This window comes from Streptomyces sp. NPDC087215 (assembly GCF_044744885.1).
GTDB lineage: Bacteria > Actinomycetota > Actinomycetes > Streptomycetales > Streptomycetaceae > Streptomyces.
On sequence record NZ_JBIUZD010000007.1, the window covers coordinates 1 to 25,946 of the forward strand.

Sequence of the window (25,946 nt, forward strand, 5' to 3'; positions counted from 1 at the left end):
CGGATGTGGAAGCCCAGTAATGGGTGGAGCTGACCGGTACTAATAGGCCGAGGGCTTGTCCTCAGTTGCTCGCGTCCACTGTGTTAGTTCTGAAGTAACGAACACGCCCCCCTCTTGTGGGTGGTGCGGCGGTTCATATCTTCATAGTGTTTCGGTGGTCATAGCGTTAGGGAAACGCCCGGTTACATTCCGAACCCGGAAGCTAAGCCTTTCAGCGCCGATGGTACTGCAGGGGGGACCCTGTGGGAGAGTAGGACACCGCCGAACATATGCCCTTTTAGCTCAGTCGGTAGAGCGTCTCCATGGTAAGGAGAAGGTCAACGGTTCGATTCCGTTAAAGGGCTCCAAAGAAAAGGCCCCCGCCTTGTGGCGGGGGCCTTTTTGCGTTTCCTCACCGAGGACATGAGCCGGGTGTCTCCCTGCGGAGGGGAAACACCCGGCTTCGGCTGTCAGCGGTCGTGCGGTTCGCGCAGGCGCATCGCCAGGATGGCCATGTCGTCGGAGGCAGGGGCCTGGGCGAAGCGCTCCACCGCCCGCAGAATGCGGGCGGCGACCGCGCCAGCCGTGAGGCCCGTACATGTGCTGAGGACTTCCGCGAGACCGTCGTCGCCCAGCATCCGGGTGCCCTCGCGGCGCTCCGTCACACCGTCCGTGACACAGAGGAGGACATCGCCCGGGTCGAGCGTCACCGTCTGCTCGTACAGCTCCAGGTCGTCCATGACGCCGAGCAGCGGCTGCGGCTCTGCCGCCGGGCTGACCGTGCCGTCCGGACGGAGGCGCAGGGGCAGCGGGTGGCCCGCGCAGACGACCTTCAGGACCGCGGAACCGTCCTCCTGCGGGTGCATCTCGCCGTACAGCAGGGTGAGGAAGCGGCTGCGGGGACCCTCGTCGAGGATCGCCGCGTTCAGCCGCTCCAGGACCGCCGGGCCGCCCAAGCCCTCGCGGGCGAGGAGACGCAGGGCGTGCCGGGCCAGACCGGTGACGGCGGCCGCCTCCGGTCCCGTACCGCAGACGTCGCCGATGGCGAAGCCGTAGACGCCGTCCCTGACGGGGAAGACGTCGTAGAAGTCGCCGCCGACCTCGTTGCCCTCGCCCGCCGCGCGGTAGATGACGTCCACCTCGACACCGGGGATGTCCGGAGTGCGGGGCGGCAGGAGACTGCGCTGCAGGGACTGGCTGATCGCCACGCGCTCCGAGTACAGACGGGCGTTGTCCAGGGCCAGGGCGGCCCGGCGCGAGAGGTCCTCGGCGAGCTCCAGGATCTCCTGGCGGAAGTGGTCCTCCGAGGGCCGGCCGAGGGTCAACATGCCGATCACCCGGTTGCGGGCCACCAGCGGCAGGACGACCGTCTCGCCCGCCACCGTGCTCGCGGTCGCCAGTGTGGCGTCGATGCCGGAGGACAGCGGGCCCGCCGGACGGTCGAGGGAGTGCACCGAGGCGGTCAGGGCGGCCCGGTGGGCGGCGTCGCCGGGGGCGGTCCAGACCCGGGCGCCCGGGGTCGGCACCGGGTCCGGCGGGGCGATCGACGTCAGCAGGTCCTTCAGCCCGTCGATGCGGTCCTCGTCCTCGTGGAGCACGTACGACAGATACGGGTCGGAGGCCTGGTCGGCGATCGTGTAGACCGCGCACCAGGTGGCGAGGGTCGGGACCGTCATCTGGGCCATCAGGGCCAGGGTCTGGTCGCGGTCGAGCGTGCCCGCGAGGAGGTCGGACGCCTCCACCAGGAAGCTGAGGGAGCCCCGGCGCAACCGCTCCAGTTCGCCCAGGCGGGCGGACTCGACGGCCAGCGCGATGCGGTCGGCGGCGAACTGGAGGCGCAGGGCCTCCTCGTTGGAGTAGCGGTTGGCGGCCTCGGCCGCCACGCCCAAGGAGCCGGTGAGCCTGCCCTCGACCTTGAGCGGGACCGTGACCACCGAGCGCATACCGGTCGCTTCGAGGAGCGGGACGGCGCCCGGCACCGCGGCCAGGTCCTCGTGGACGGCGGGCATCCGGGCGGAGCCGTAGCGGCTGGCGCCGGTCTCGACGGGGACGCGGGCGAAGCGCTGGCGGGCGGCCGGGAGGCCGGTGGTCGCCCGTACCTCCAGTTCCGTCTCGTCGTCGGTGGCCAGGAGGAGGAAGGCGGCGTCGCCGTCGAGCATGTCGCGGGCGCGTTCGACGGTCCGCTGGAGCAGGCCGTCCAGGTCGTCGGGGGCGGGCGAGCCGATGAAGACCTCGAAGGGATCGACGGCGGTGCGGTTCTCGGTGCCCGGGTCGGCCGCGGGGCGCTGCGGGGTCTGGAGGACGGCCCGCTCGTGCTCGCGGACCAGGAGGCAGACCGTGGACGGTTCGCCCTGGGCGTCGCGGACCCGGAGGTGGGAGGAGTAGACGGGGATGACACGCCCGTCGGAGCAGCGGATGCCGTAGCTGCCCTCCCAGCGGGAGAGGCGCAGGGCCTCGGCGAGGCCGGTGCCGGTGCCGGGGGTGTGGGGCCAGGCGGCGAGGTCGCCGAGGGGTTTGCCGACGACCTGCCCGGCCTCGTACCCGAAGAGTTCCTCGGCGTCCTCGTTCCAGGAGGTGATGGTGCCGCCGCGGTCGATCTGGGTGACGGCGACCCGGACGCGGCTGTCGGCGACCGGGAGGAGCGCGTCGGGGATGACGGGGCCCGCGGAGCGGGTGCCGACCGCGCGCTGCGGGAGGTCCAGGCGGAACCAGACGTGCTTGCTGGTGGGGGAGTAGTCGACGCCCCAGCGGTGGGCGAGGGCGGCGCAGAGCAGCAGACCCCGGCCGTTCTCGCGGTCGGGGTTGCCGAGGGTGCGGCCGCTCTGGACGGGGATCTCGCGCTCGGGATAGCGGTCGGCGACCTCGATGCGGATGCCGTCGTCCGAGCGGAGGCAGAGGACCTCGGCGGAGGTGCCCGCGTGGATGACGGCATTGGTGACGAGTTCGCTGGTCAGGACGACGGCGTCGTCGACGAGCTCGGGGTGTCCCCAGCCCTGGAGGGTGTCCCGGACGAACGCGCGGGCGGCCGCGACGGACCGCCCCACGGGCTCGAAGCCGGCAGTCGCCCGCGCGGTGATCACAGAACTCCTCGTACGCGTCTCGACGCCCGGCTCTGCCATGCTCGGTCTGTCCTCCCGCTGCCCGGTGGTCGTACGCGTGCCGTACCGCCCCCGCCGGGCGGACCGGGGCGGATGGGCAGCCGGGAGCCAGGTTACTTTCCTTCACCGTGCGCGCGGATGCCGGTCGCGCTGATTGCGTCCCCGCCGGAGTAGGGACGCTTGTGCGAAGCTGCCGAACTGTTATCGCCTGGTCGGCGGACGGTGAAACACTGGGCAGGCTACCGGCGGGAGCCGGAGCGGAACGTTCGACCCCTTTCGGGAGGGACACGGTGGAAGCTGGCACGGCGGTGCGACGCGGCGGAGGCGGCGGTACGCGCGCGAGGGGCGGGCGTTCCCGTGGGGGGACGGTCCAGGTGGACGCGGCGGCGCTGGAGCGGTTGCTAGGCGCCCTGGTCTCCATGCGGGACGGGAATCTGCGCAGGCGTCTGACGATCTCCGGCGACGGGGTGATGGCGGAGATCTCCACGGTCTTCAACGAGGTCGCCGAACGGCAGTCGCACGTGACGGGGGAGCTGTCGAGGGTCCGCCGGGTGGTGGGCCGCGAGGGCAAGCTGTCGGAACGGCTGGAGGTCGGGTCGGGCGAGGGCGCGTGGGCGGTGGCGATCGAAGCCGCGAACGCGCTCGTCGACGATCTGGCGCGGCCGGTGTCCGAGGTGGGCCGGGTCCTTTCGTCGGTGGCCGAGGGTGATCTCGAACAGCGGATGGACTTGCGTTCGGAGGGGGCGGACGGGACGGTCCGGCCGCTGCGTGGGGAGTTCCTGAAGGTCGCCCGTACCGTCAACAACCTCGTCGACCAGCTGTCGTTGTTCGCGTCCGAGGTGACCAGGGTCGCCGTCGAGGTGGGTACCGACGGAAAGCTCGGCGGGCAGGCGCACGTGCGCGGGGTGTCCGGTTCGTGGAAGGACCTCACGGACTCGGTCAACACGATGGCGAACCGGCTGACGGCGCAGGTGCGGGACATCGCCCTGGTGACGACGGCGGTCGCCAACGGCGATCTGTCCCAGAAGGTCACGGCGAACGTGGCCGGGGAGATGCTGGAGCTGAAGAACACCGTCAACCGGATGGTGGACCAGCTGTCGTCGTTCTCCTCCGAGGTGACCCGGGTGGCCCGCGAGGTGGGCACGGAGGGCGAGCTGGGCGGCCAGGCGGAGGTGGCCGGGGTGTCCGGGGTCTGGAAGGACCTCACGGACTCGGTCAACACGATGGCCGGGAACCTGACCAACCAGGTGCGGGACATCGCCCTGGTGACGACGGCGGTCGCCAACGGTGATCTGTCGCAGAAGGTGCGGGTGTCGGCGCGCGGGGAGATCGCGCAGCTCGCGGACACCATCAACCAGATGACGAAGACGCTGCGGATCTTCGCCGACGAGGTGACCCGGGTGTCGGGCGAGGTCGGCGCGCAGGGGCTGCTCGGCGGTCAGGCGCAGGTGCCGGGCGCCGCGGGGACGTGGAAGGACCTGACCGACTCGGTCAACACCGTCTTCCGGAACATCACCACGCAGGTGCGGGACATCGCCCAGGTGACGACGGCCGTGGCCAGCGGTGATCTGTCGCAGAAGGTCACGGTGGACGTGGCCGGGGAGATGCTGGAACTGAAGAACACCGTGAACACGATGGTGGACCAGCTGTCCGCCTTCGGTTCCGAGGTGACCCGGGTGGCCCGGGAGGTCGGTGTCGAGGGTCTGCTCGGCGGTCAGGCGGAGGTGCCCGGGGCGGCGGGGACGTGGAAGGACCTCACCGACTCGGTGAACACGGCCTTCCGGAACCTGACCAACCAGGTGCGGGACATCGCCCTGGTGACCACGGCGGTCGCCAACGGCGATCTGTCGCAGAAGGTCACGGTGGACGTGGCCGGCGAGATGCTGGAGCTCAAGAACACCGTGAACACCATGGTGTCGCAGCTGTCGTCGTTCGCGGACCAGGTCACCAGGATGGCGCGGGACGTGGGCACCGAGGGCAGGCTCGGCGGCCAGGCTCGGGTGGACGGCGTCTCCGGGCGCTGGCGGGAGCTCACCGACTCGGTGAACTTCATGGCGGGGAACCTGACCTCGCAGGTGCGGCAGATCGCCCAGGTGACGACGGCCGTGGCGCGCGGTGATCTGTCGCAGAAGATCGACGTGGACGCGCGCGGCGAGATCCTGGAGCTGAAGAACACCATCAACACGATGGTCGACCAGCTCTCCGCCTTCGCCGACCAGGTGACGCGGGTGGCCCGTGAGGTGGGCACCGACGGGCGCCTCGGCGGGCAGGCGCAGGTGCCGGGCGTGGCCGGGGTGTGGCGCGACCTGACGGACTCGGTGAACGGCATGGCCGGGAACCTGACCACCCAGGTCCGCAACATCGCGCAGGTCGCCACGGCGGTCGCGCGCGGTGATCTGTCGCAGAAGATCGACGTGGACGCGCGCGGCGAGATCCTGGAGCTGAAGAACACCCTCAACACGATGGTGGACCAGCTGTCGAACTTCGCCGAGCAGGTGACCCGGGTGGCCCGTGAGGTGGGCACCGAGGGGATGCTCGGAGGTCAGGCCGAGGTGCAGGGGGTCTCCGGCACCTGGAAGGACCTGACCCAGTCGGTGAACTTCATGGCGAACAACCTCACCATCCAGGTGCGGCAGATCGCCGAGGTGACGACGGCGGTCGCCAAGGGCGACCTGTCGAAGAAGATCACGGTCGATGCCCGGGGCGAGATCCTGGAGCTGGTGACGACCGTGAACACGATGGTCGACCAGCTGTCGAACTTCGCGGACGAGGTCACGCGGGTGGCCCGCGAGGTGGGCACGGAGGGCATCCTGGGCGGTCAGGCGCGGGTGCGCGGGGTCACCGGCACCTGGAAGGACCTCAGCGACAACGTCAACCTGATGGCCAACAACCTGACGAGCCAGGTGCGGAACATCGCCCGGGTCTCGGCGGCGGTGGCCAACGGCGACCTGACGAAGAAGGTGACGGTGGAGGCGCGCGGCGAGGTCGCCGAGCTGGCCGAGACCGTCAACACGATGGTGACGACCCTGTCGTCGTTCGCGGACGAGGTCACCCGGGTCGCCCGCGAGGTGGGCACCGAGGGCGAACTCGGCGGCCAGGCGAGGGTTCCGGGCGTCGCGGGCACCTGGAAGGACCTCACCGAGTCGGTGAACTCGATGGCGTCCAACCTGACCGGTCAGGTGCGGCAGATCGCCGCCGTGACCACCGCCATCGCCAAGGGCGACCTCACCAAGAAGATCGACATCGACGCGCGCGGTGAGATCGAGGAGCTGAAGAACACCATCAACACGATGGTGGACCAGCTGTCGAACTTCGCCGAGGAGGTCACGCGCGTGGCCCGTGAGGTGGGCGTCGAGGGCATCCTCGGCGGCCAGGCGCACGTGCGGGACGTGGACGGTACCTGGAGCGATCTGACCGAGTCCGTGAACGAGATGGCCGGGAACCTCACCCGTCAGGTGCGGGCCATCGCGGCGGTCGCCACGGCGGTCACCCGGGGCGACCTCAACCTGAAGATCAACGGGGTCGACGCGGCGGGCGAGATCCAGGCCCTCCAGGACAACATCAACACGATGATCACCAACCTGCGCGACACCACCCTCGCCAACGAGGAGCAGGACTGGCTGAAGGGCAACCTGGCCCGCATCTCCGGTCTCATGCAGGGCCGCCGGGACCTGGACGACGTGGCCTCGCTGATCATGAGCGAGCTGACGCCGGTGGTGTCGGCGCAGCACGGGGCGTTCTTCGTGGCGATGCCGACCGGCTCCGCGCACAGCGACGCGGAACTCGTCGGTGAGGGCGACGGCTCGTACGAGCTGCGGATGCGCGGGAGTTACGGGTACTCCACCGGGTCCATGCCGACCTCCTTCCGGCCGGGCGAGACCCTCATCGGTACGGCCGCCGAGGAGAAGCGGACCATCCAGGTCAATGTGCCGCCGGGGTATCTGAAGATCTCCTCCGGGCTCGGCGAGGCGGCTCCCGCGCATGTGATCGTGCTGCCGGTGCTCTTCGAGGGCAAGGTCCTCGGAGTGATCGAGCTGGCGTCCTTCCAGCCGTTCACCCAGATCCAGCGGGACTTCCTCAACCAGCTGGCCGAGCTGATCGCGACCACCGTCAACACGATCAGCGTCAACACCAAGACCGAGGTGCTGCTCCAGCAGTCGCAGCGGCTCACCGAGCAGCTCAAGGAGCGGTCGGCGGAGCTGGAGCACCGGCAGAAGGAGCTCCAGGGCTCCAACGCCGAACTGGAGGAGAAGGCCGAGCTGCTGGCCCGGCAGAACCGTGACATCGAGGTGAAGAACACCGAGATCGAGGAGGCGCGGCAGGTGCTGGAGGAGCGGGCCGAACAGCTCGCCGTCTCCATGCGGTACAAGTCCGAGTTCCTGGCGAACATGTCGCACGAGCTGCGCACTCCGCTCAACTCGCTGCTGATCCTGGCCAAGTTGCTCGCGGACAACGCCGAGACGAACCTGACGCCGAAGCAGGTCGAGTTCGCCGAGACCATCCACGGCGCGGGTTCCGACCTGCTCCAGCTGATCAACGACATCCTCGACCTGTCCAAGGTGGAGGCGGGCAAGATGGACGTGTCGCCGACCCGGATCGCGCTCGTCCAGCTCGTCGACTACGTGGAGGCCACGTTCCGGCCGCTCACGGCGGAGAAGGGCCTGGACTTCTCGGTGCGGGTCTCGCCCGAGCTGCCCGCCACGCTCCACACCGACGAGCAGAGGCTGCTCCAGGTGCTGCGCAACCTGCTGTCCAACGCGGTGAAGTTCACCGACACGGGCGCGGTGGAGCTGGTCATCCGGCCGGCCGGGGCGGATGTTCCGCAGTCGATCCGCGAACAGCTCCTGGAGGCCGGTTCGCTGCGCGACCCGGAGGCCGATCTGATCGCGTTCTCGGTCACCGACACCGGTATCGGGATCGCCGCGAGCAAGATGCGGGTCATCTTCGAGGCGTTCAAGCAGGCGGACGGGACGACCAGCAGGAAGTACGGCGGTACGGGTCTGGGGCTCTCGATCAGCCGGGAGATCGCGCGGCTGCTCGGCGGTGAGATCTACGCGGCGAGCGAGACGGGCCGCGGTTCGACGTTCACGCTGTATCTGCCGCTGAGTCCCGTCGAGTCCCCGTCGCACGGTCACGGGCAGGGGGCGCAGGACCTCGACGAGCCGCAGGGCGGCGGGGCGGCGGGCATCCAGCCGTTCCCGTACTTCCCGCCGCCGTCCGGGCGCTCGGAGGACCGGTCGGGCGCCGGGGCGCTGTTCCGGCACCGGCGGAAGGCCGCGGCGGAGGCGACCGGGGCGGGCACCGTCGTGCCGCAGGGGTCCGGCCGGGCGGAGGCGCGGGAGCGGGTGGAGCGGGAGCCGGAGCCGGAGAAGCGCCGAGGCTACGGCTTCTCGGGCGAGCGGGTGCTCATCGTCGACGACGACATCCGCAACGTGTTCGCGCTCACCAGCGTCCTGGAGCAGCACGGGCTCGCGGTGCTCTACGCGGAGAACGGCCGGGAGGGCATCGAGGTCCTGGAGCAGCACGACGACGTGGCGCTCGTCCTGATGGACATCATGATGCCGGAGATGGACGGGTACGCGACGACGACCGCGATCCGGCGGATGCCGCAGTTCGCGGGGCTGCCGATCATCGCGCTCACGGCGAAGGCGATGAAGGGCGACCGGGAGAAGGCGATCGAGTCGGGCGCCTCGGACTATGTGACGAAGCCGGTGGAGTCCGACTACCTGCTGTCCGTGATGGAGCAGTGGATGCGGGGCGAATGACCCCGTGCGGGGGCCCGTGGTGAGGGGAGGACACCGCGGCGCCACGGGCCTCCGTACGTACCCGGGGAAGCGTCCGGCGGCCTCCCCGGGTGCGTCGGGGGAGGCCGCCGGACGGCTTCGGTGAGAAGGGTGTGAGAAGGCCGCGCACGGGGAACCTTCTGATCTCCCACCGCGTTTCAGGTACGTGCGCGGTGACATCGCGGTGACAGGGTGTGGCGACGGGCGGGGTGCGGCTACGATGACCGGCACAAGGACGGACGGCGCCAGAGAGTCGTCCCCTGGGGCGGCGCCCGGTGCCACCCCCGGTTCGGGGAGCTGGGGAGAGCCGTTGCCGGGGCGAGGAGGACGGGGCATGGTGCAGAAGGCCAAGATCCTCCTGGTCGATGACCGGCCGGAGAATCTGCTGGCGCTGGAGGCCATTCTCTCCGCGCTCGATCAGACGCTGGTGCGGGCATCGTCAGGGGAGGAAGCGCTCAAGGCGCTGTTGACGGACGACTTCGCGGTCATCCTGCTCGACGTCCAGATGCCGGGGATGGACGGCTTCGAGACCGCCGCGCACATCAAGCGGCGCGAGCGGACCCGGGACATCCCGATCATCTTCCTCACCGCCATCAACCACGGTCCCCACCACACCTTCCGGGGATACGCGGCCGGTGCGGTCGACTACATCTCGAAGCCGTTCGACCCGTGGGTGCTGCGCGCCAAGGTCTCCGTCTTCGTCGAGCTGTACATGAAGAACTGCAAGCTGCGGGAGCAGGCGGCCCTGCTGCGGCTCCAGTTGGAGGGCGGCGAGGGCGGTCACGGCAAGGAGTCCGCCGGGCTCCTCGCCGAACTCTCCGCCCGGCTCGCGGCCGTCGAGGAGCAGGCGGAGGCGCTGTCCAAGCAGCTCGACGACGACTCCGCCGACGCCGCCGCGGTCGCCACCGCCGCGCACCTGGAGCGGAAGCTGACCGGACTGCGCCGCGCCCTGGACGCCCTCGAACCGGGCACGGGAGCCGCGCCGACGCTGCCCGCCCAGGGCTGACGTACCGTCACGGCCGGTTCCGGTGGCCGTCGTCCGGTGTGAGACGGCGTCACCTTCGCGCCCCGGCGGGGCGACACGTTCGGGTGAGGCGGACAGCGGCTGCTCACACCGGTAACCTCGGCACCATGGCTTCACGTACGTCCGGCAAGGGTTCCCAGGGCACGGCGGGCACCGCCAAGCCGCGCGCCGGCCGTACGGCGGGCGCCGCGAAGAAAGCGGCCCCCGCGAAGTCCCCCGCCAAACCGCCCGCGAAGAAGGCGCCCGCGAAGAAGGCCGCGCCCGCCAAGCGCGCGCCCGCGCGGAAGACCGCGGCGAAGAAGGCCCCGCCCCGCCCCGCACCGTCCCCGACCGGGGGCGTGTACCGGCTCGCGCGGGGCGCGTGGCTGGGGGTCGCGCACGCTGTGGGGGCGGTGCTGCGGGGGATGGGACGGGGCGCCAAGGGCCTCGATCCGGCCCACCGCAAGGACGGTCTCGCGCTGCTCCTCCTCGGTCTCGCGCTGATCGTCGCTGCCGGGACCTGGTCCAATCTGCGGGGTCCGGTCGGCGACCTCGTCGAGATGCTGGTTACCGGTGCCTTCGGCCGGCTCGACCTGCTCGTCCCGCTGCTGCTCGGCGCGATCGGCGTACGGCTGGTCCTCTATCCGGAGAAGCCGGAGGCCAACGGGCGGATCAGCATCGGGCTCTCCGCCCTCGTCATCGGCGTCCTCGGCCAGGTCCACATCGCGTGCGGCTCGCCGGGGCGCGGCGACGGCAGCGCTGCCATGCAGGACGCGGGCGGGCTGATCGGCTGGGCCGCTTCCCAGCCGCTGGTCTTCATGATGGGCGAGGTCCTCGCCGTACCGATGCTGGTGCTGCTCACGGTCTTCGGGCTGCTCGTCGTCACCGCCACCCCGGTCAACGCGATCCCGCAGCGACTGCGGGCCCTCGGCGCCCGCCTCGGCATCGTCGAACCCGCGTACGACCCGGCGGAGGCCGAGGGGGACGAGAGGCACGAGGGGTACGACGAGGACTGGCGCGAGGCCCGGCCGGGGCCCCGCGCGGCCGGTCCGGTGCGACGGCGCGGCCCCGCCGAGCCCTATGACGTGGACCGGGCCGAGGAGGAGATGCTGGAACGGCGCAAGGGCCCGGCCCGGCGTCCGGCCGGGCGGCCCGCCTTCGAGGACGGCCCGGACCCGGTGGACATCGCGGCGGCGGCAGCCGCAGCGCTCGACGGCGCGGTCCTCAACGGGATGCCGCCGTCCCCGATCGTCGCCGATCTGACCAGGGACGTCACCGCCGACCGTAAGGCCGCCGCGCAGGCCGCCGCCGGGGGCGGGCGGGGTCTGGTGGGAACGGGGGGCGCGGGTGCGCCCGTGCCGCCTGCCCGTGGGGGCGGCCAGCGGCCCGGCGGAGGCGTACCGGATCTGACCAAGCCCGCTCCCGAGCCGACGGATCTGCCGCCCCGGGCGGAGCAGCTCCAGCTGGCCGGGGACATCACCTACGCGCTGCCGTCGCTGGACCTGCTGGAGCGGGGCGGGCCCGGCAAGACGCGCAGCGCCGCCAACGACGTCGTGGTGGACGCGCTCTCCAACGTCTTCACCGAGTTCAAGGTGGACGCCGCCGTCACCGGTTTCACCCGGGGGCCGACGGTCACGCGGTACGAGGTCGAGCTCGGGCCCGCCGTGAAGGTCGAGAAGATCACCGCCCTGACGAAGAACATCGCCTACGCGGTGGCCTCCCCGGACGTCCGGATCATCTCGCCGATCCCCGGCAAGTCCGCGGTCGGCATCGAGATCCCGAACAGCGACCGCGAGATGGTGAACCTCGGTGACGTGCTGCGGCTCGCCGCCGCCGCCGAGGACGACCATCCGATGCTGGTGGCGCTCGGGAAGAACGTCGAGGGCGGCTACGAGATGGCCAACCTGGCGAAGATGCCGCACGTCCTGGTCGCCGGGGCCACCGGCTCCGGAAAGTCCTCGTGCATCAACTGCCTGATCACCTCGATCATGATAAGGGCGACCCCCGAGGACGTCCGGATGGTCCTCGTCGACCCCAAGCGGGTCGAGCTCACCGCGTACGAGGGCATCCCGCACCTGATCACCCCGATCATCACCAACCCCAAGCGGGCCGCCGAGGCCCTCCAGTGGGTGGTGAAGGAGATGGACCTCCGCTACGACGACCTGGCGGCCTTCGGCTACCGGCACATCGACGACTTCAACCAGGCCATCCGGGACGGCAAGATCAAACTGCCGGAGGGCAGCGAGCGCGAGCTCAACCCCTATCCGTACCTGCTGGTCATCGTCGACGAGCTGGCCGACCTGATGATGGTCGCGCCCCGGGACGTCGAGGACTCGATCGTCCGCATCACCCAGCTCGCGCGCGCCGCCGGAATCCATCTGGTGCTCGCCACCCAGCGGCCGTCCGTGGACGTCGTGACGGGTCTCATCAAGGCCAACGTGCCGTCCCGGCTGGCCTTCGCGACCTCCTCGCTCGCCGACAGCCGGGTCATCCTCGACCAGCCGGGCGCCGAGAAGCTCATCGGAAAGGGTGACGGACTGTTCCTGCCGATGGGTGCCAACAAGCCCGTCCGCCTCCAGGGAGCCTTCGTCACCGAGCACGAGGTCGCGGCCGTCGTGCAGCACTGCAAGGACCAGATGACCCCGGTCTTCCGGGAGGACGTCACCGTCGGCACCCGGCAGAAGAAGGAGATCGACGAGGACATCGGCGACGACCTCGACCTGCTGTGCCAGGCGGCGGAACTCGTCGTCTCCACCCAGTTCGGCTCCACGTCGATGCTCCAGCGCAAGCTGCGCGTCGGCTTCGCCAAGGCGGGCCGGCTGATGGACCTGATGGAGTCGCGGAACATCGTCGGACCGAGCGAGGGATCGAAGGCGCGGGACGTGCTCGTGAAGCCCGACGAACTGGACGGGGTGCTCGCCGTGATCCGAGGCGAGTCGGGGGAGTGAGGGCGGGGCCGCGCGGGTGTGGGATCGCGGGGGCGCGGGGGCGCGAGACGTCGGGCGCCGGGGGTGCGAAGACGTGGTGACGCGGCGGGTGGGGCGGGTGTGGTGCCCGCCGGGTGGGGTACCCGGTCGAGACCGGGCCGAGACTCACTCGTAAGGGAACGGCGGGCAACCGTTTCCCCTGGCCGTACGTCAAGTTGGACGGAGGGACAGCAGGATGTCCCAGCCTCATGGCGTACAAACAGCACCCGCCCGGTTGCCCCACCCTTTCGTACCACCCATAGACTGAACGTCCAGCAGGTGGCTACACGCTCGAAAGGCGCTCTCGTGTCCATCGGCAACTCCCCCGAAGACGACCGGACCTTCCCGGCAGACGACCGGGACTCGATCGGTCGCGCTCTCCAGCAGACCCGCATCGCCGCCGGTCTCACCGTCGAAGAGGTCAGTGCCTCCACCCGTGTCCGGATTCCGATCGTGCACGCGATCGAGGAGGACGACTTCTCGCGCTGCGGCGGTGACGTCTACGCCCGTGGGCACATCCGTACCCTCGCGCGCGCCGTGGGTCTCGATCCGGCCCCGCTGATCGAGCAGTACGACGCCGAGCACGGAGGCCGCCCCGCGCCCACCCCCGCCGCCCCGCTCTTCGAGGCGGAACGCATCCGCCCCGAGCCCAGGCGGCCCAACTGGACCGCCGCGATGGTCGCGGCCATCGTCGCCGTCGTCGGTTTCGTCGGCTTCACGATGTTCAACGGGAACGACGACACCAAGGGCGCCACCACCGCCGCCGAGGGCGGCCCGGCGCCCGCCCCCGAGAAGGCCACCTCCGCCGCCAAGCCCAAGCCGGTCAAGCCCGTCGCCCCGAAGCCCACCGAGAGCGCCATCGCCGCCGTCCCGCAGGACAAGGTCACGGTCAAGCTCTCCGCCCTCGACGACAAGAGCTGGATCTCCGCCAAGGCCCACGACGGCAAGGTGCTCTTCGACGGGCTCCTCCTCAAGGGCGAGTCCAAGACCTTCCAGGACGACGAGCGCGTCGACCTCGTCCTCGGCAACGCCGGAGCGATCGAGCTCTACGTGAACGGCAAGAAGCTCGCGGACAAGTTCGAATCCGGTCAGGTGGAGCGGCTGACCTACACCAAGGGCGACCCCGAGGCCGGCTGAGCCCCGCAAGAACGGCGCCCGATGTGACCCCCGTCGCCCAGGTGAACCCTGCGCGACGGGGGAACGGCCGGGACGAAGTAGTCTTGAGTCCATGCCCGAACGCCGTACCGTCGCCCTTGTCACTCTTGGCTGCGCCCGTAACGAGGTGGACTCGGAGGAGCTCGCAGGCCGCTTGGCAGCGGACGGCTGGGAGCTCGTCGAGAACGCCGAGGACGCGGATGTCGCCGTCGTCAACACCTGTGGGTTCGTCGAAGCCGCCAAGAAGGACTCCGTCGACGCCCTGCTCGAAGCCAATGATCTGAAGGACCACGGCAAGACCCAGGCCGTGGTCGCCGTCGGCTGTATGGCCGAGCGGTACGGCAAGGAACTCGCCGACGCCCTCCCGGAGGCCGACGGCGTCCTCGGCTTCGACGACTACGCCGACATCTCCAACCGCCTCCAGACCATCCTCAACGGTGGCAGCGTCGAGGCCCACACCCCCCGCGACCGGCGCAAGCTGCTGCCCCTCTCGCCCGTCGAGCGCCAGCAGGCCGCCGCCGCGGTGGCCCTGCCGGGCCACGGCACCGTGGCGGCCCCCGAAGCCCCCGAGGACGTGCCGAGCGACCTGCCCGACGGGCTCGCGCCCGCCTCCGGGCCCCGCGCCCCGCTCCGCCGCCGCCTCGACACCAGCCCCGTCGCCTCCGTGAAGCTGGCCTCCGGCTGCGACCGCCGCTGCTCCTTCTGCGCCATTCCCTCCTTCCGGGGCTCCTTCGTCTCGCGCCGTCCCTCCGACGTGCTGAACGAGACGCGCTGGCTCGCCGAGCAGGGCGTCAAGGAGGTCATGCTGGTCTCCGAGAACAACACCTCGTACGGCAAGGACCTCGGCGACATCCGCCTCCTGGAGAGCCTGCTGCCCGAGCTGGCGGCCGTGGACGGCATCGAGCGCGTCCGCGTCAGCTACCTCCAGCCCGCCGAGATGCGCCCCGGCCTGATCGACGTCCTCACCTCCACCGAGAAGGTCGCGCCCTACTTCGACCTCTCCTTCCAGCACAGCGCCCCCGACGTGCTGCGGGCCATGCGCCGCTTCGGCGACACCGACCGCTTCCTGGAGCTCCTGGAGACCATCCGCTCCAAGGCCCCGACCGCCGGTGCCCGCTCCAACTTCATCGTCGGCTTCCCCGGCGAGACCGAGGCGGACTTCGCCGAGCTGGAACGCTTCGTCACCCACGCCCGCCTCGACGCCATCGGCGTCTTCGGCTACTCCGACGAGGACGGCACCGAAGCCGCCACGTACGAGCACAAGCTCGACCAGGACGTCGTCGACGCACGGCTCGCCCACCTCTCCCGGCTCGCCGAGGAGCTCACCGCGCAGCGCGCGGAGGAGCGCCTCGGAGAGACCCTGGAAGTGATGGTCGAATCCGTCGACGACGAGGACGGTGTGATCGGCCGCGCCGCCCACCAGGCGCCCGAGACCGACGGACAGGTCCTGCTCACCACGGCCGACGGTGCGAGCCCCGACCTGGCCCCGGGCCGTATGGTCAGGGCCAAGGTCGTCGGCACGGAGGGTGTCGACCTGGTGGCCGAGTGTCTTTTCGAGGAGGCGGGCAGATGACCGGAGTCCCGGCATCCGCGACGGGCGGGACCGGAAGGCCGACGCCCCGAGGCAAGCTGGGCACGGCGGCCGTCAACCAGGCCAGTCTGTGGAACATCGCCAACATCCTGACCATGATCCGGCTCGTCCTCGTGCCGGGCTTCGTGCTGCTGCTGCTCCAGGACGGCGGTCACGACCCGGTCTGGCGCGCCTGGGCCTGGGCCGCGTTCGCCGTCGCCATGATCACGGACATCTTCGACGGGCACCTCGCCCGTACCTACAACCTGGTCACCGACTTCGGTAAGATCGCCGACCCGATCGCCGACAAGGCGATCATGGCGGCCGGGCTCATCTCGCTCTCGATGCTCGGGGACCTGCCCTGGTGGGTCACCGGGGTCATCCTGGCGCGGGAACTGGGAATCACCCTGATGCGCTTCTGGGTGATCCGGCACGCGGTCATCCCGGCCAGCCGCGGCGGCAAGATGAAGACGCTGGCCCAGGGCACGGCCGTCGGCATGTACGTGCTGATGCTCACCGGGCCCCTGGCCACCCTGCGCTTCTGGGTGATGGCGCTGGCCGTCGTCCTGACGGTCGTCACGGGTCTGGACTACGTCCGGCAGGCGGTCGTGCTGCGCCGGGAGGGGCTCGCCGCCGAGCGGGCGGACAACCGGCCGGAGACGGCGGCACGGTGACCGAGGCCGCCCGGGTGCTGGCGCTGCTCGCGGAGCGTGGTCACACGCTGGCCGTGGCGGAGTCGCTCACGGGTGGCCTGGTGGCCGCCGAACTCACCTCGGTGCCCGGCGCCTCCGCCGTCTTCCGGGGCTCCGTCACCGCCTACGCCACGGCCCTCAAGCACGAACTGCTCGGCGTCGACCCCGACCTCCTCGCGGCGCGCGGAGCGGTCGACCCCGAGGTGGCGCTGCAGATGGCGGCGGGTGCGCGGGACCGGCTCGGCGCCGACTGGGGGATCGCGACGACCGGGGTCGCGGGCCCCGACCCCCAGGACGGACAGCCCGTCGGCACCGTCTACGTGGCCGTCGCCGGACCCGCCGCGACGGACGCCGGTGCAGGGAAAGTGGCCGCTCTGCGGTTGAACGGCGACCGCGCGGAAATCCGTACAGAGAGTGTACGGAGCGTGCTGAAGCTGCTCCGTGGGGAACTCCCGGCGAATGAGCGGGCACAGGATACGGAACACAACGGGGGGAATGGATGTTTGCAGCCCTGAGTGAACACGACATCGCTCCCCGCACGGCTGCGGCGCGAGGCGGTACGGTGGGGCGTGAAGGATGCGGCTACGCGGTCCGAGGAGGGAGCCACCGATGATTCTGCTCCGTCGCCTGCTGGGTGACGTGCTGCGTCGGCAGCGCCAGCGCCAGGGCCGTACTCTGCGCGAAGTCTCCTCGTCCGCCCGAGTCTCGCTCGGCTATCTCTCCGAGGTGGAGCGGGGGCAGAAGGAGGCTTCCTCCGAGCTGCTCTCCGCGATCTGCGACGCGCTGGACGTACGGATGTCCGAGCTGATGCGTGAAGTGAGCGACGAGCTGTCCCTGGCCGAACTGGCCCAGTCGGCAGCGGCGAGCCAGCCGGTGCCGACGCCGGTCCGCCCGATGCTCAACTCGGTGTCGGTGACATCGGTGGGCGGTGTGCCCACCGAGCGGGTGACCATCAAGGCACCCGCGGAAGCGGTCGACGTCGTCGCCGCCTGAACCGAAACGGTGCGAGGCCCCGGTCGGCGCCCCCTGGTGGGGTGCCGACCGGGGCTTCGTCTTTTGTGGGGTTCTTCAGTCGGGCGGGGCGTTTCCGTGATCTTCCGCGCGGGGCCTTCCGGGACCGTCGTGCGCCGGGTGTCCCGTGGTCGTCGGGTGCGGCCGTGCGGTGGCCTGCTCATCGTTGTGTCAGGGAATGCCTGAGATGCCGGGTTCTGGTCGGGCGTGCCATGGTGGAGGGAACGTGCGACCGGGCCGTGTGCGCCGGGTCTGCCTCCGGTGCGCCCTCCCGCGGGGTGATCCCGCCGGTCTAGCGTCGACGGCAGGAGGCGGCCATGGTGCGGCGACAGGTGCCGCCGGCGACGCTCGCGCTGGTCGCGGTGGGGCTGGTGGCCGGGGGGCTCTGGTGGTGGGCGGTGCTGCGTCTGCTGCTGGTGCCCGGCGAGGCCGGACCGGTCGAGGGGGCGGTGGCGGCGGGCGGCTGGGGGCTGAGCCTGCTGCCGGTGCACGCTGCGGCGGCATCGGTCCGGGCCGGGAGGTCCGGAGGGCCTGGGAGGTCCGGAGGGTCGTGGTTCGGCCGGGCCGGTGGGGCGGGCGGTTCGGGGGTGGGTGGTTCCGGGCCGGGGGGTTCAGGGGTGGGCGGTGGCTCGGGCGGTGTCCCGGTGCGGGCTGCTGGCTCCGGCGGCGCGGGACGCTTCCGGGTCCGGGGGATCACCAGGGCATGGCCACGCCGCCGTTCGGGCGGAGGATCTGGCCGGTCGTGAAGGCGGAGGCGTCGCACGCGAGGTGCAGGACCGCGTGCGCCACGTCCTCGGCCTCCCCGACCCGCCCCAGCGGTGAGTGGCGGACCATCGCCGCCTCCGCCTGTTCCTGGGCCGCCGGGTCGTGCCGGTCGGTCATCGGGGTGCGGACCCAGCCCGGGGCGACCGCGTTGACCCGGATGCCGTAGCGGCCCGCCTCCACCGCCAGGGTCTTCGTCAACTGCACGACGGCCGCCTTGGCGACGCTGTAGCAGAGCAGCCCCGGGCTCGCGGTGTCCATCGCGCCCGACGCCATCGTGACGATCGAGCCGGGCACGCCCGCGTCGATCATCGAGCGGGCCGCCTCCTGGCAGGCGTGGAGGACGCCTTTGAAGTTGACCGCGAGGACGCGGTCCAGATCCTCGTCCCGGGTCTCCAGGACCGTGCTCGTGTGCATGATCCCCGCGACCGCCGCCATCACGTGCAGCGGCCCGGCCGCGCGGACGGCGGCGGCCAGCGCGGCACGGTCCGTGACGTCCAGGACGTGCGCGTACCCGATGCCTCCCGCCCGGGTGATCAGAGCGGTGGTCCCCTCGACGCCCCGCGCGTCGAGGTCCGCGCCGTGCACGGTGGCGCCGGAACGGGCGAGGAGGACCGCCGTCGCCCGCCCGATGCCGCTCGCCGCGCCGGTGACGAACGCGGTGCGGCCGGTCAGGTCGTACGCGGGGAGAGTCGTCATGACCGGACCGTACGACTGGATCTGACGGATCGTCAATTGGTGTGGGTGGGTGGGATGGACGGGGTGGAGGGAGCGGGTGGGGAGAGTGGGGTGGGTGAGGTGGTGAGGTCGTCCGGGGCTGGTGGGGCTGGTGGAGCCGGTGGAGCCGGTGGGGCTTCGGGGGCTTGGTGAGCTTCGGGAGTGGTGGTGGGGCCGTGTTGGCAGCCGGGGCACCAGTACGTCACCCGGTCGTCCAGTTCCGCCTTGCGGATCGGGGTGCCGCAGCGCAGACAGGGGCGGCCCGCCCGGCCGTAGACGTACAGCGGGGTTCCGGGGCGGCGGGTCGTGGTGGTGCGGCGCTCCGGGTGGTCCTTGTTCGCCTCCAGGAGGCGGTGGGCGGTGGCGGCCAGCCGGTCGGGGACGTCGGGGGCCAGTTCGCCCACCGGGAGCCAGGGGGTGACGCCCGCGAGGAAGGCCAGCTCCGACTTGTACACATTGCCGATGCCCGCCAGATTCCGCTGGTCGAGCAGTGCCTCGCCGAGCGGTCGGCCCGGGTCGGCCCCCAGGCGGCGCGCGGCCTCCGCCGGGTCCCAGTCGGGACCCAGGAGATCCGGGCCGAGACGGCCCACCGCGCGGGACTCCTCGGCCGTGCGGATGAGTTCGAGCACGGGGAGCCGGTAGCCGTACGCGGTCCACTCCGCGTTTCCGAGGACGGCCCGGATCTGGTGGTCGGGGCCGCCGCGCGGGTGCCGCCCGGTGGCGTACACCCGCCAGGCACCGTCCATCCGCAGATGGGAGTGGAGGGTCAGCCCGCCCTCGATCCGGGTGAGCAGGTGTTTGCCGCGCGGGGTGACGTCAAGGACCGTGCGGCCGGTCAGGTCGGCGGTGGCGAACCGGGGCACCCGGAGGTCCGAGCGGGTCAGCACCCGCCCGGCGAGCGCGATGTGCAGGCGCCGGGCGGCCTGCCAGACGGTGTCTCCCTCGGGCACGGTTCCATTGTGCCGGGCAGGGGCGCGGGCGCGCGGCCGAGCGGGCGCTGTGCGGGGGAGGTGCGTGTGGAGGGCTGTGGGTGCGTGCCCCCGGCGGGGTGCCCTTGCGGAGTTTCGCGGGCGGCGGCTGTTTCGGTGGTGAGGCCCTCCTGTGGCAGCGGCCCTCTCCGTGGCGGCGAACCTTCCGTGGCGGCGAACCTTCCGCGGTGGCGAGCCTTCCGCGGTGGAGGCTCCGCTTTCAGGCGGAGGCTCGTTCATGGGAGGGGCCTTCACCGCCGGATGGGGTCTTCGGTTCCTTTGGCCGGGCCCGTGTATGCCTGGTGCCTGCTGCTGTGTGTCGCGGAGCTGAGGAGCGGTCCGGGCGGGCACGCCCGGTGTTCCGGCAGGGCTGAGGGATGTGCCGTGCCATGCGTGCTGTGCCGTTACGGCAGGGCCGTCGGCTGCCCGCCGGGCGTTCCTACCGCGCCGCGAGGTGCCGCGCCGGGTGCCGTGGGTGCGCGCGATCCGGAAAGGGCTCGATGACCTGGGGCGGAAGCTCCTCTGCGGGTTCTCCGCCGGACCGCCCGGTGGCCGTGCCCGCTTCCGGTCGTGGTGCGGCTCTACCCGGTATCGGGTGCAGTGGTGCCGGGGGCCGTACGAGCCGCCCGGGAACCTCTGGTCAGGGTCACTGCGCGCGCAGGCGCAGACCTCTGGGGGTGGCCACGAAGCCCGCCGTCTCCAGGGGGCGGGCCAGCGGGGACGTCAGGGCCGTCGTGCCGTTGATCCGCTCCACCGTGACCGTGCCGAGCGTGCCCGTCCGTGCCGCCTCCGCCAGGGCGCCCGCCGCCGCCGTCAGGGCCGGGTCGTCCGGCTCCGCAGGCCAGCACAGGAGCGTCTTGCCGCCCCGCTCCATGTACAGCGTCAGTTCGCCGTCGACGAGGACCACCAGCGCGCCCGCCTTCCGGCCCGGCTTGTGCCCGGCGTCGGTGGGCGGCTCGGGCCAGGACAGGGCGGCCCCGTACGCGTTCGCCGGATCGGCCGCCGCGAGGACCAGCGCGCGCGGCCCGGCCGCCGCCTCCACGCCCCGGTCGCGCGCGGTGGCCGCCGCCCGCAGCCGGTCCACCGCCCCGTCCACCGCGAACTGCGCCGCGCCGAGCCCCTCCACCACGTACCCGCGCCTGGCCTGCCCGCTGTCCTCGAAGGCCGCGAGGACCCGGTACACCGCCGAGAAGCCGCCCGTCACACCCTCGGCGGCCACCGCGCCCCGGGTGACCACACCGTGCCGGTCCAGCAGGGTCCTGGCCAGGGCGTGCGCCCGGTGCGTCGGCTCCGGTTCCGGCGGGGGCAGCAGCGACCAGCGGCCGGAGACCGTCGGCGGGCCCGTCCGGGACGCGGGACGGGCGGCGCCCGTCAGCGAGCCGTACCGGCCGCGAGGGACCGTGCGGCGGGCCCGGTGGGCGGTCGCCCCCGCCGTACGGCCCGAGCCGAGGAGCGAGCGCAGCGGGGCGAGGGTGTCGTTGGTCAGCCGCCCCGACCAGGCCAGCTCCCAGACGGCGTCGGCGAGCTGCGGGTCGGTCGCGTCCGGATGGGTGGTGGCCCGGATCTGGTCGGCGATCTGCCGGAAGAACAGGCCGTACCCGCCGGACAGCACGGTCAGCACCGACTCGTGCAGCGCGGACAGCTCCAGGGGGTGCGGCGGCGGCAGGAGCAGCGGGGCCGCGTCCGCGAGGTACAGCGAGACCCAGCCGTCCTTGCCGGGCAGCGAGCCCGCCCCGGCCCACAGCACTTCGCCGGTGGTCGTCAGCTCGTCCAGGAGCCCCGGGGAGTAGTCCCGCACCCGGGACGGCAGCACCAGCTTCTCCAGGGCCGAGGCGGGCACCGGTGCGCCCTGGAGCTGCTCGACCGCGCGGGCGAGGCCGTCGATCCCGCGCAGCCCGCCGCCCCCCAGGTGCTGCCACTGCGGCAGGAACGTGGCGAGGGCCGCCGGGGGCACCGGCTCCAGCTCGTGGCGCAGGGCCGCGAGGGAACGGCGGCGCAGCCGCCGCAGTACCGTCGCGTCGCACCACTCCTGGCCGATTCCGGAAGGGTGGAACTCGCCCTGGACGACCCGGCCGGACGCGGCGAGCCGCTGGAGCGCGCCGTCGGTGACGGCCGCCCCAAGACCGAACCGGTCGGCGGCCGACGAGGACGTGAACGGGCCGTGGGTACGGGCGAACCGCGAGAGGAGATCCCCCAGCGGATCCTTGACCGGCTCGGTGAAGGCCTCGGGAACCCCCACCGGCAGGGCCGTGCCCAGGGCGTCCCGGAGGCGGCCCGCGTCCTCGATCGCGGCCCAGTGCTCCCGGCCCCCGATCCGCACCCGGATCGCCCGCCGGGCCGCCCCCAGCTCCGGCGCCCAGACCGCCTCCGCGCCGCGCTCGGCCAGCTCCGCGTCGGTGAGCGGCCCCAGCACCCGCAGCAGGTCGGCGACGCCCTCCACGTCCTTGATCCGCCGGTCGTCCGTCAGCCACTGGAGCTCCCGCTCCAGCTCCGTCAGGACCTCCGGGTCGAGCAGCTCGCGCAGCTCCGCCCGGCCGAGCAGCTCCGCGAGCAGCCGGGAGTCCAGGGACAGCGCGGCCGCCCGCCGCTCGGCGAGCGGCGAGTCGCCCTCGTACAGGAACTGCGCCACATAGCCGAAGAGCAGCGAGCGGGCGAAGGGCGAGGGCTCGGGGGTGGTGACCTCGACCAGCCGGACCCGGCGGGCCTCGACGTCCCCCATCAGCTCCACGAGTCCTGGCAGGTCGAAGACGTCCTGGAGGCATTCGCGGACGGCTTCGAGGACGATCGGGAAGGAGCCGAACTCGCTCGCCACCTGCAGCAGTTGGGAAGCGCGCTGACGCTGCTGCCAGAGCGGGGTGCGCTTGCCCGGGTTCCGCTTCGGCAGCAGCAGGGCACGCGCCGCGCACTCGCGGAAGCGGGACGCGAACAGCGCCGAGGCCCCCACCTGGTCGGTGACGATCTGCTCGATCTCGCCCCGGTCGAAGAGGGTGTCGGCCGCGCCGACGGGCGCCGTGTCGGCGTCGTACGTCGTGTCGAGGTGCCGCCCGGGGTCGACCGGCTCGTGGTCGAGCAGGTCGAGGCCCATGTCCAGGCCCATCAGATCGGCGTCCGGCAGCCGCAGCACGATGCCGTCGTCCGCGTGCATCACCTGGGCGTCCATGCCGTACCGCTCGGCGAGCCGCGCCCCGAGGGCCAGCGCCCACGGGGCGTGCACCTGCGCCCCGAACGGGGAGTGGATGACGACCCGCCAGTCCCCGAGCTCGTCCCTGAACCGCTCCACGAGGATCGTCCGGTCGTCCGGCACGTGCCCGCAGGCCTCGCGCTGCTCCCGGAGGTAGGCGATCACGTTGTCCGCCGCCCAGGCGTCGAGCCCCGCGGCCAGCAGCCGCAGCCGCGCGTCCTCCTCCGGGAGGGCGCCGACCTCGCGCAGGAACGCGCCCACGGCCCGGCCCAGCTCCAGCGGGCGGCCCAACTGGTCGCCCTTCCAGAACGGCAGCCTGCCCGGCACCCCGGGCGCGGGGGAGACGAGGACCCGGTCACGGGTGATGTCCTCGATCCGCCAGGAGGTGGTGCCGAGCGTGAACACGTCGCCGACCCGGGACTCGTACACCATCTCCTCGTCGAGCTCCCCGACCCGCCCCCCGCCCTTCTTGGGGTCCGAACCCGCCAGGAACACGCCGAACAGACCCCGGTCGGGGATCGTGCCGCCGGAGGTGACGGCGAGCCGCTGGGCGCCCGGCCGTCCGGTCACGGTCCCGGCGACCCGGTCCCAGACCACGCGCGGGCGCAGCTCCGCGAAGGCGTCCGAGGGATAGCGGCCCGCGAGCATGTCGAGCACGCCCGTGAACGCCGACTCGGGCAGGGACGAGAACGGCGCCGCCCGGCGGACCAGCGCCAGCAGCTCGTCCACCTGCCAGGTGTCGAGCGCGACGGTCGCCACCAGCTGCTGCGCCAGCACGTCCAGTGGATTGGCGGGGATCCGCATCGACTCGATCGCCCCGGCGCGCATCCGCTCGGTGACCACCGCGGCCTGCACCAGATCGCCCCGGTACTTGGGGAAGACCACGCCCGTCGACACCGCGCCGACCTGGTGCCCCGCGCGGCCCACGCGCTGGAGCCCGGAGGCCACCGAGGGCGGCGACTCGACCTGCACGACCAGGTCGACCGCGCCCATGTCGATGCCCAGCTCCAGACTGGAGGTGGCCACCACGGCGGGCAGCCGGCCCGCCTTCAGGTCCTCCTCGACCTGGGCGCGCTGCTCCTTCGAGACCGAGCCGTGGTGGGCGCGGGCGAGCAGCGCGGGGGCGCCCCCGGCGGCCCCCGACTGGGCCATGACCTCGGCCGGGGGAGCCCCCTCGGGCAGCGGCTCGCCGGTCGCCCGCTCGTACGCGATCTCGTTGAGCCGGTTGCACAGGCGCTCGGCGAGGCGGCGGGAGTTGGCGAAGACGATGGTGGAGCGGTGCGCCTGGACGAGGTCCGCGATCCGCTCCTCGACGTGCGGCCAGATCGACGGCCGGTCACCGCCGTCCTTGCCCTCGGACGCGGGCGAGCCGCCCAGCTCGCCCATGTCCGCGACGGGGACGACGACCGACAGGTCGAACTCCTTGCCCGACGCGGGCTGCACGATCTCCACGGCCCGCCCCGGCGACAGATAGCGCGCGACCTCGTCCACCGGGCGGACCGTCGCGGACAGGCCGATCCGGCGCGCCGGGCGGGGCAGCAGCTCGTCCAGCCGCTCCAGGGAGAGCGCCAGGTGGGCGCCCCGCTTCGTGCCCGCGACCGCGTGCACCTCGTCCAGGATGACCGTCTCCACCCCGGAGAGCGCCTCGCGGGCGGCGGAGGTCAGCATCAGGAACAGCGACTCGGGGGTGGTGATCAGGATGTCCGGCGGGCGGGTCGCGAGGGCCCGGCGCTCGGCCGGGGGAGTGTCGCCGGAGCGGATGCCGACCCGGACGTCCGGCTCGGGCAGGCCCAGCCGCACCGACTCCTGGCGGATGCCGGTCAGCGGCGAGCGCAGGTTGCGCTCGACGTCCACGGCCAGGGCCTTCAGCGGGGACACGTACAGCACGCGGCAGCGCTTCCGCGCGTCGGCGGGCGGGGGCGAGGAGGCCAGCCGGTCCAGGGAGGCGAGGAAGGCGGCCAGGGTCTTGCCCGAGCCCGTGGGGGCGACGACGAGGACGTCGGAGCCCGCGCCGATGGCGGTCCAGGCGCCCTCCTGCGCCGCCGTGGGCGCGGTGAAGGCCCCGGCGAACCACGCGCGGGTCGCGGGGGAGAACGAGTCGAGCGCGGACCTGACCATGCCCCCCATCGTGCACCCACCCACTGACAACCGCCCGGACCTGGGGAAACCCGTTCGCGCCCCGGGGGGTCGGCTGCCGCAGAATGGAGGCATGACGAGCGGGGAGCGGGCCCGGTACTGGCAGTACCCCGAGCTGCCCGGGGTGGACCTGCTGCACGCCCGCTACGTCCGCAAGGTCTTCGCCCGGCACACCCACGAGACCTTCGTCTTCGCCGCGGTCACCGAGGGCGTCGAGGCCTTCCACTACCGCGACGACCTGGTCCGCACGGGCCCGGGTCAGGTCGCCCTGGTGAATCCCGACACCCCGCACACCGGGCACGCGGGCGTGCCCGAGGGCTGGACGTACCGGACGATCTACCCCGACGCGGAGATCGTCCGGTCCGTCGCCGCCGACGTGCTGGCGCTGCGCGGCTCGGCCGGCTTCACCTCGCCCGTCGTCGACGACCCGGTCGCCGCCCGGCTCGTCGTCGGTGTCCACCGGGCCGCCGAGGAGGGCAACGCGCTGGCGGCCGACAGTATGCTCCGGCTGGTCACCGCCCGGCTGCTGCGCGGCCACGGCGGGCCGGTCAGTCCGCTGCCTCCGCGTACGGCGGGCGGGCGGAACGCGGCACGCGCGCGTGCCGTCCTGGAGGACCGCATGGTCGCGCCGCCGACCCTGGAGCGTCTCGCCACCGACCTGGGCACCAGCCCCTTCGCGCTGCTCCGGGCCTTCCGGGACGCGTACGGGATGCCGCCGCACACCTGGCTCACCGACGCGCGCGTGCGGCGGGCACGGCGACTGCTGGACGCGGGCACGCCACCGGCGGCCGCTGCCGCCGCCGTCGGCTTCACCGACCAGTCGCACCTCAGCCGTCACTTCACCCGCAGCGTCGGGGTGCCGCCGGGCGCCTACCAACGCGCGCGTGGCACCGGGGGCCGGGCGTCCTAGCGTCGGCCCGGCCTG

12 protein-coding genes, 1 tRNA gene, 1 rRNA gene and 1 pseudogene are annotated in these 25,946 nt (G+C 72.3%); 11 read left to right on the top strand and 4 right to left on the bottom strand.

Translation table 11 applies throughout. The annotated features are described in order from the left end of the window. The first annotated feature begins 150 nt into the window (after positions 1-150). Both rrf and ACIO92_RS19605 read left to right on the top strand, forming a co-directional pair. A 5S ribosomal RNA gene (gene rrf / locus ACIO92_RS19600) occupies positions 151-267 on the top strand. A gap of 4 nt (positions 268-271) precedes the next feature. Continuing rightward, positions 272-347: transfer RNA gene (locus tag ACIO92_RS19605), tRNA-Thr, on the top strand. A 102-nt stretch (positions 348-449) separates the two neighbouring features. Here ACIO92_RS19605 and ACIO92_RS19610 read toward each other — a convergent pair. Next, positions 450-3,098 carry a SpoIIE family protein phosphatase gene (locus ACIO92_RS19610; protein ID WP_366444170.1) on the bottom strand — a complete coding sequence of 883 codons (2,649 nt, stop codon included), beginning with the start codon at positions 3,096-3,098 and terminating at the stop codon, positions 450-452. 269 nt (positions 3,099-3,367) lie between these two features. Here ACIO92_RS19610 and ACIO92_RS19615 point away from each other — a divergent pair, with 269 nt between their 5' ends. The 8 genes from ACIO92_RS19615 (at position 3,368) to ACIO92_RS19650 (ending at position 17,239) form a co-directional block, all read left to right on the top strand. Next, positions 3,368-8,842, top strand: coding sequence for a HAMP domain-containing protein (locus ACIO92_RS19615; protein ID WP_366444171.1), 5,475 nt, complete (start codon positions 3,368-3,370; stop codon positions 8,840-8,842). A 352-nt stretch (positions 8,843-9,194) separates the two neighbouring features. After that, positions 9,195-9,866, top strand: a complete 672-nt coding sequence (locus ACIO92_RS19620) for a two-component system response regulator (protein ID WP_030694290.1) — start codon at positions 9,195-9,197, stop codon at positions 9,864-9,866. A gap of 125 nt (positions 9,867-9,991) precedes the next feature. Then, on the top strand, positions 9,992-12,811 hold the full coding sequence (locus tag ACIO92_RS19625; protein WP_366444172.1) for a DNA translocase FtsK: 2,820 nt from the start codon (positions 9,992-9,994) through the stop codon (positions 12,809-12,811). 324 nt (positions 12,812-13,135) lie between these two features. Continuing rightward, positions 13,136-13,966 carry a RodZ domain-containing protein gene (locus ACIO92_RS19630; RefSeq protein WP_366444174.1) on the top strand — a complete coding sequence of 277 codons (831 nt, stop codon included), beginning with the start codon at positions 13,136-13,138 and terminating at the stop codon, positions 13,964-13,966. Positions 13,967-14,057: 91 nt separating this feature from the next. Continuing rightward, complete coding sequence (gene rimO, locus ACIO92_RS19635; RefSeq protein ID WP_402282690.1) at positions 14,058-15,557, top strand: 30S ribosomal protein S12 methylthiotransferase RimO; 1,500 nt, start codon at positions 14,058-14,060, stop codon at positions 15,555-15,557. Then, positions 15,554-16,228 carry a CDP-diacylglycerol--glycerol-3-phosphate 3-phosphatidyltransferase gene (gene pgsA, locus ACIO92_RS19640; protein WP_402282688.1) on the top strand — a complete coding sequence of 225 codons (675 nt, stop codon included), beginning with the start codon at positions 15,554-15,556 and terminating at the stop codon, positions 16,226-16,228. The genes rimO and pgsA overlap by 4 nt, the downstream gene beginning before the upstream one ends. Then, the gene (locus ACIO92_RS19645; protein WP_366444177.1) at positions 16,225-16,761 is read left to right on the top strand and encodes a CinA family protein; all 537 of its coding nucleotides are present in this window, start codon (positions 16,225-16,227) and stop codon (positions 16,759-16,761) included. Before pgsA ends, ACIO92_RS19645 begins: the two co-directional genes overlap by 4 nt. Before the next feature lie 94 nt (positions 16,762-16,855). After that, entirely contained in the window at positions 16,856-17,239 is a 384-nt protein-coding gene (locus ACIO92_RS19650) for a helix-turn-helix transcriptional regulator (RefSeq protein ID WP_366444178.1), read from the top strand. Between the two features lie 711 nt (positions 17,240-17,950). On the opposite strand, the gene ACIO92_RS19655 is transcribed toward ACIO92_RS19650, so the two are convergent. From ACIO92_RS19655 to ACIO92_RS19665, 3 genes and pseudogenes are all read right to left on the bottom strand, one after another. After that, positions 17,951-18,718 (bottom strand): SDR family NAD(P)-dependent oxidoreductase, encoded by a 768-nt coding sequence (locus ACIO92_RS19655; protein WP_366444180.1) that lies wholly within the window; start codon positions 18,716-18,718, stop codon positions 17,951-17,953. Positions 18,719-18,903: 185 nt separating this feature from the next. Further along, positions 18,904-19,686 (bottom strand): annotated as a pseudogene (locus ACIO92_RS19660) (Fpg/Nei family DNA glycosylase); the annotation flags it as partial. Positions 19,687-20,350: 664 nt separating this feature from the next. Continuing rightward, entirely contained in the window at positions 20,351-25,003 is a 4,653-nt protein-coding gene (locus ACIO92_RS19665) for a DEAD/DEAH box helicase (RefSeq protein WP_366444182.1), read from the bottom strand. A gap of 91 nt (positions 25,004-25,094) precedes the next feature. On the opposite strand from ACIO92_RS19665, the gene ACIO92_RS19670 reads away from it, so the two are divergent. Beyond that, the gene (locus tag ACIO92_RS19670) at positions 25,095-25,931 is read left to right on the top strand and encodes an AraC family transcriptional regulator (RefSeq protein WP_366444183.1); all 837 of its coding nucleotides are present in this window, start codon (positions 25,095-25,097) and stop codon (positions 25,929-25,931) included. The last annotated feature ends 15 nt before the right edge of the window (positions 25,932-25,946 follow it).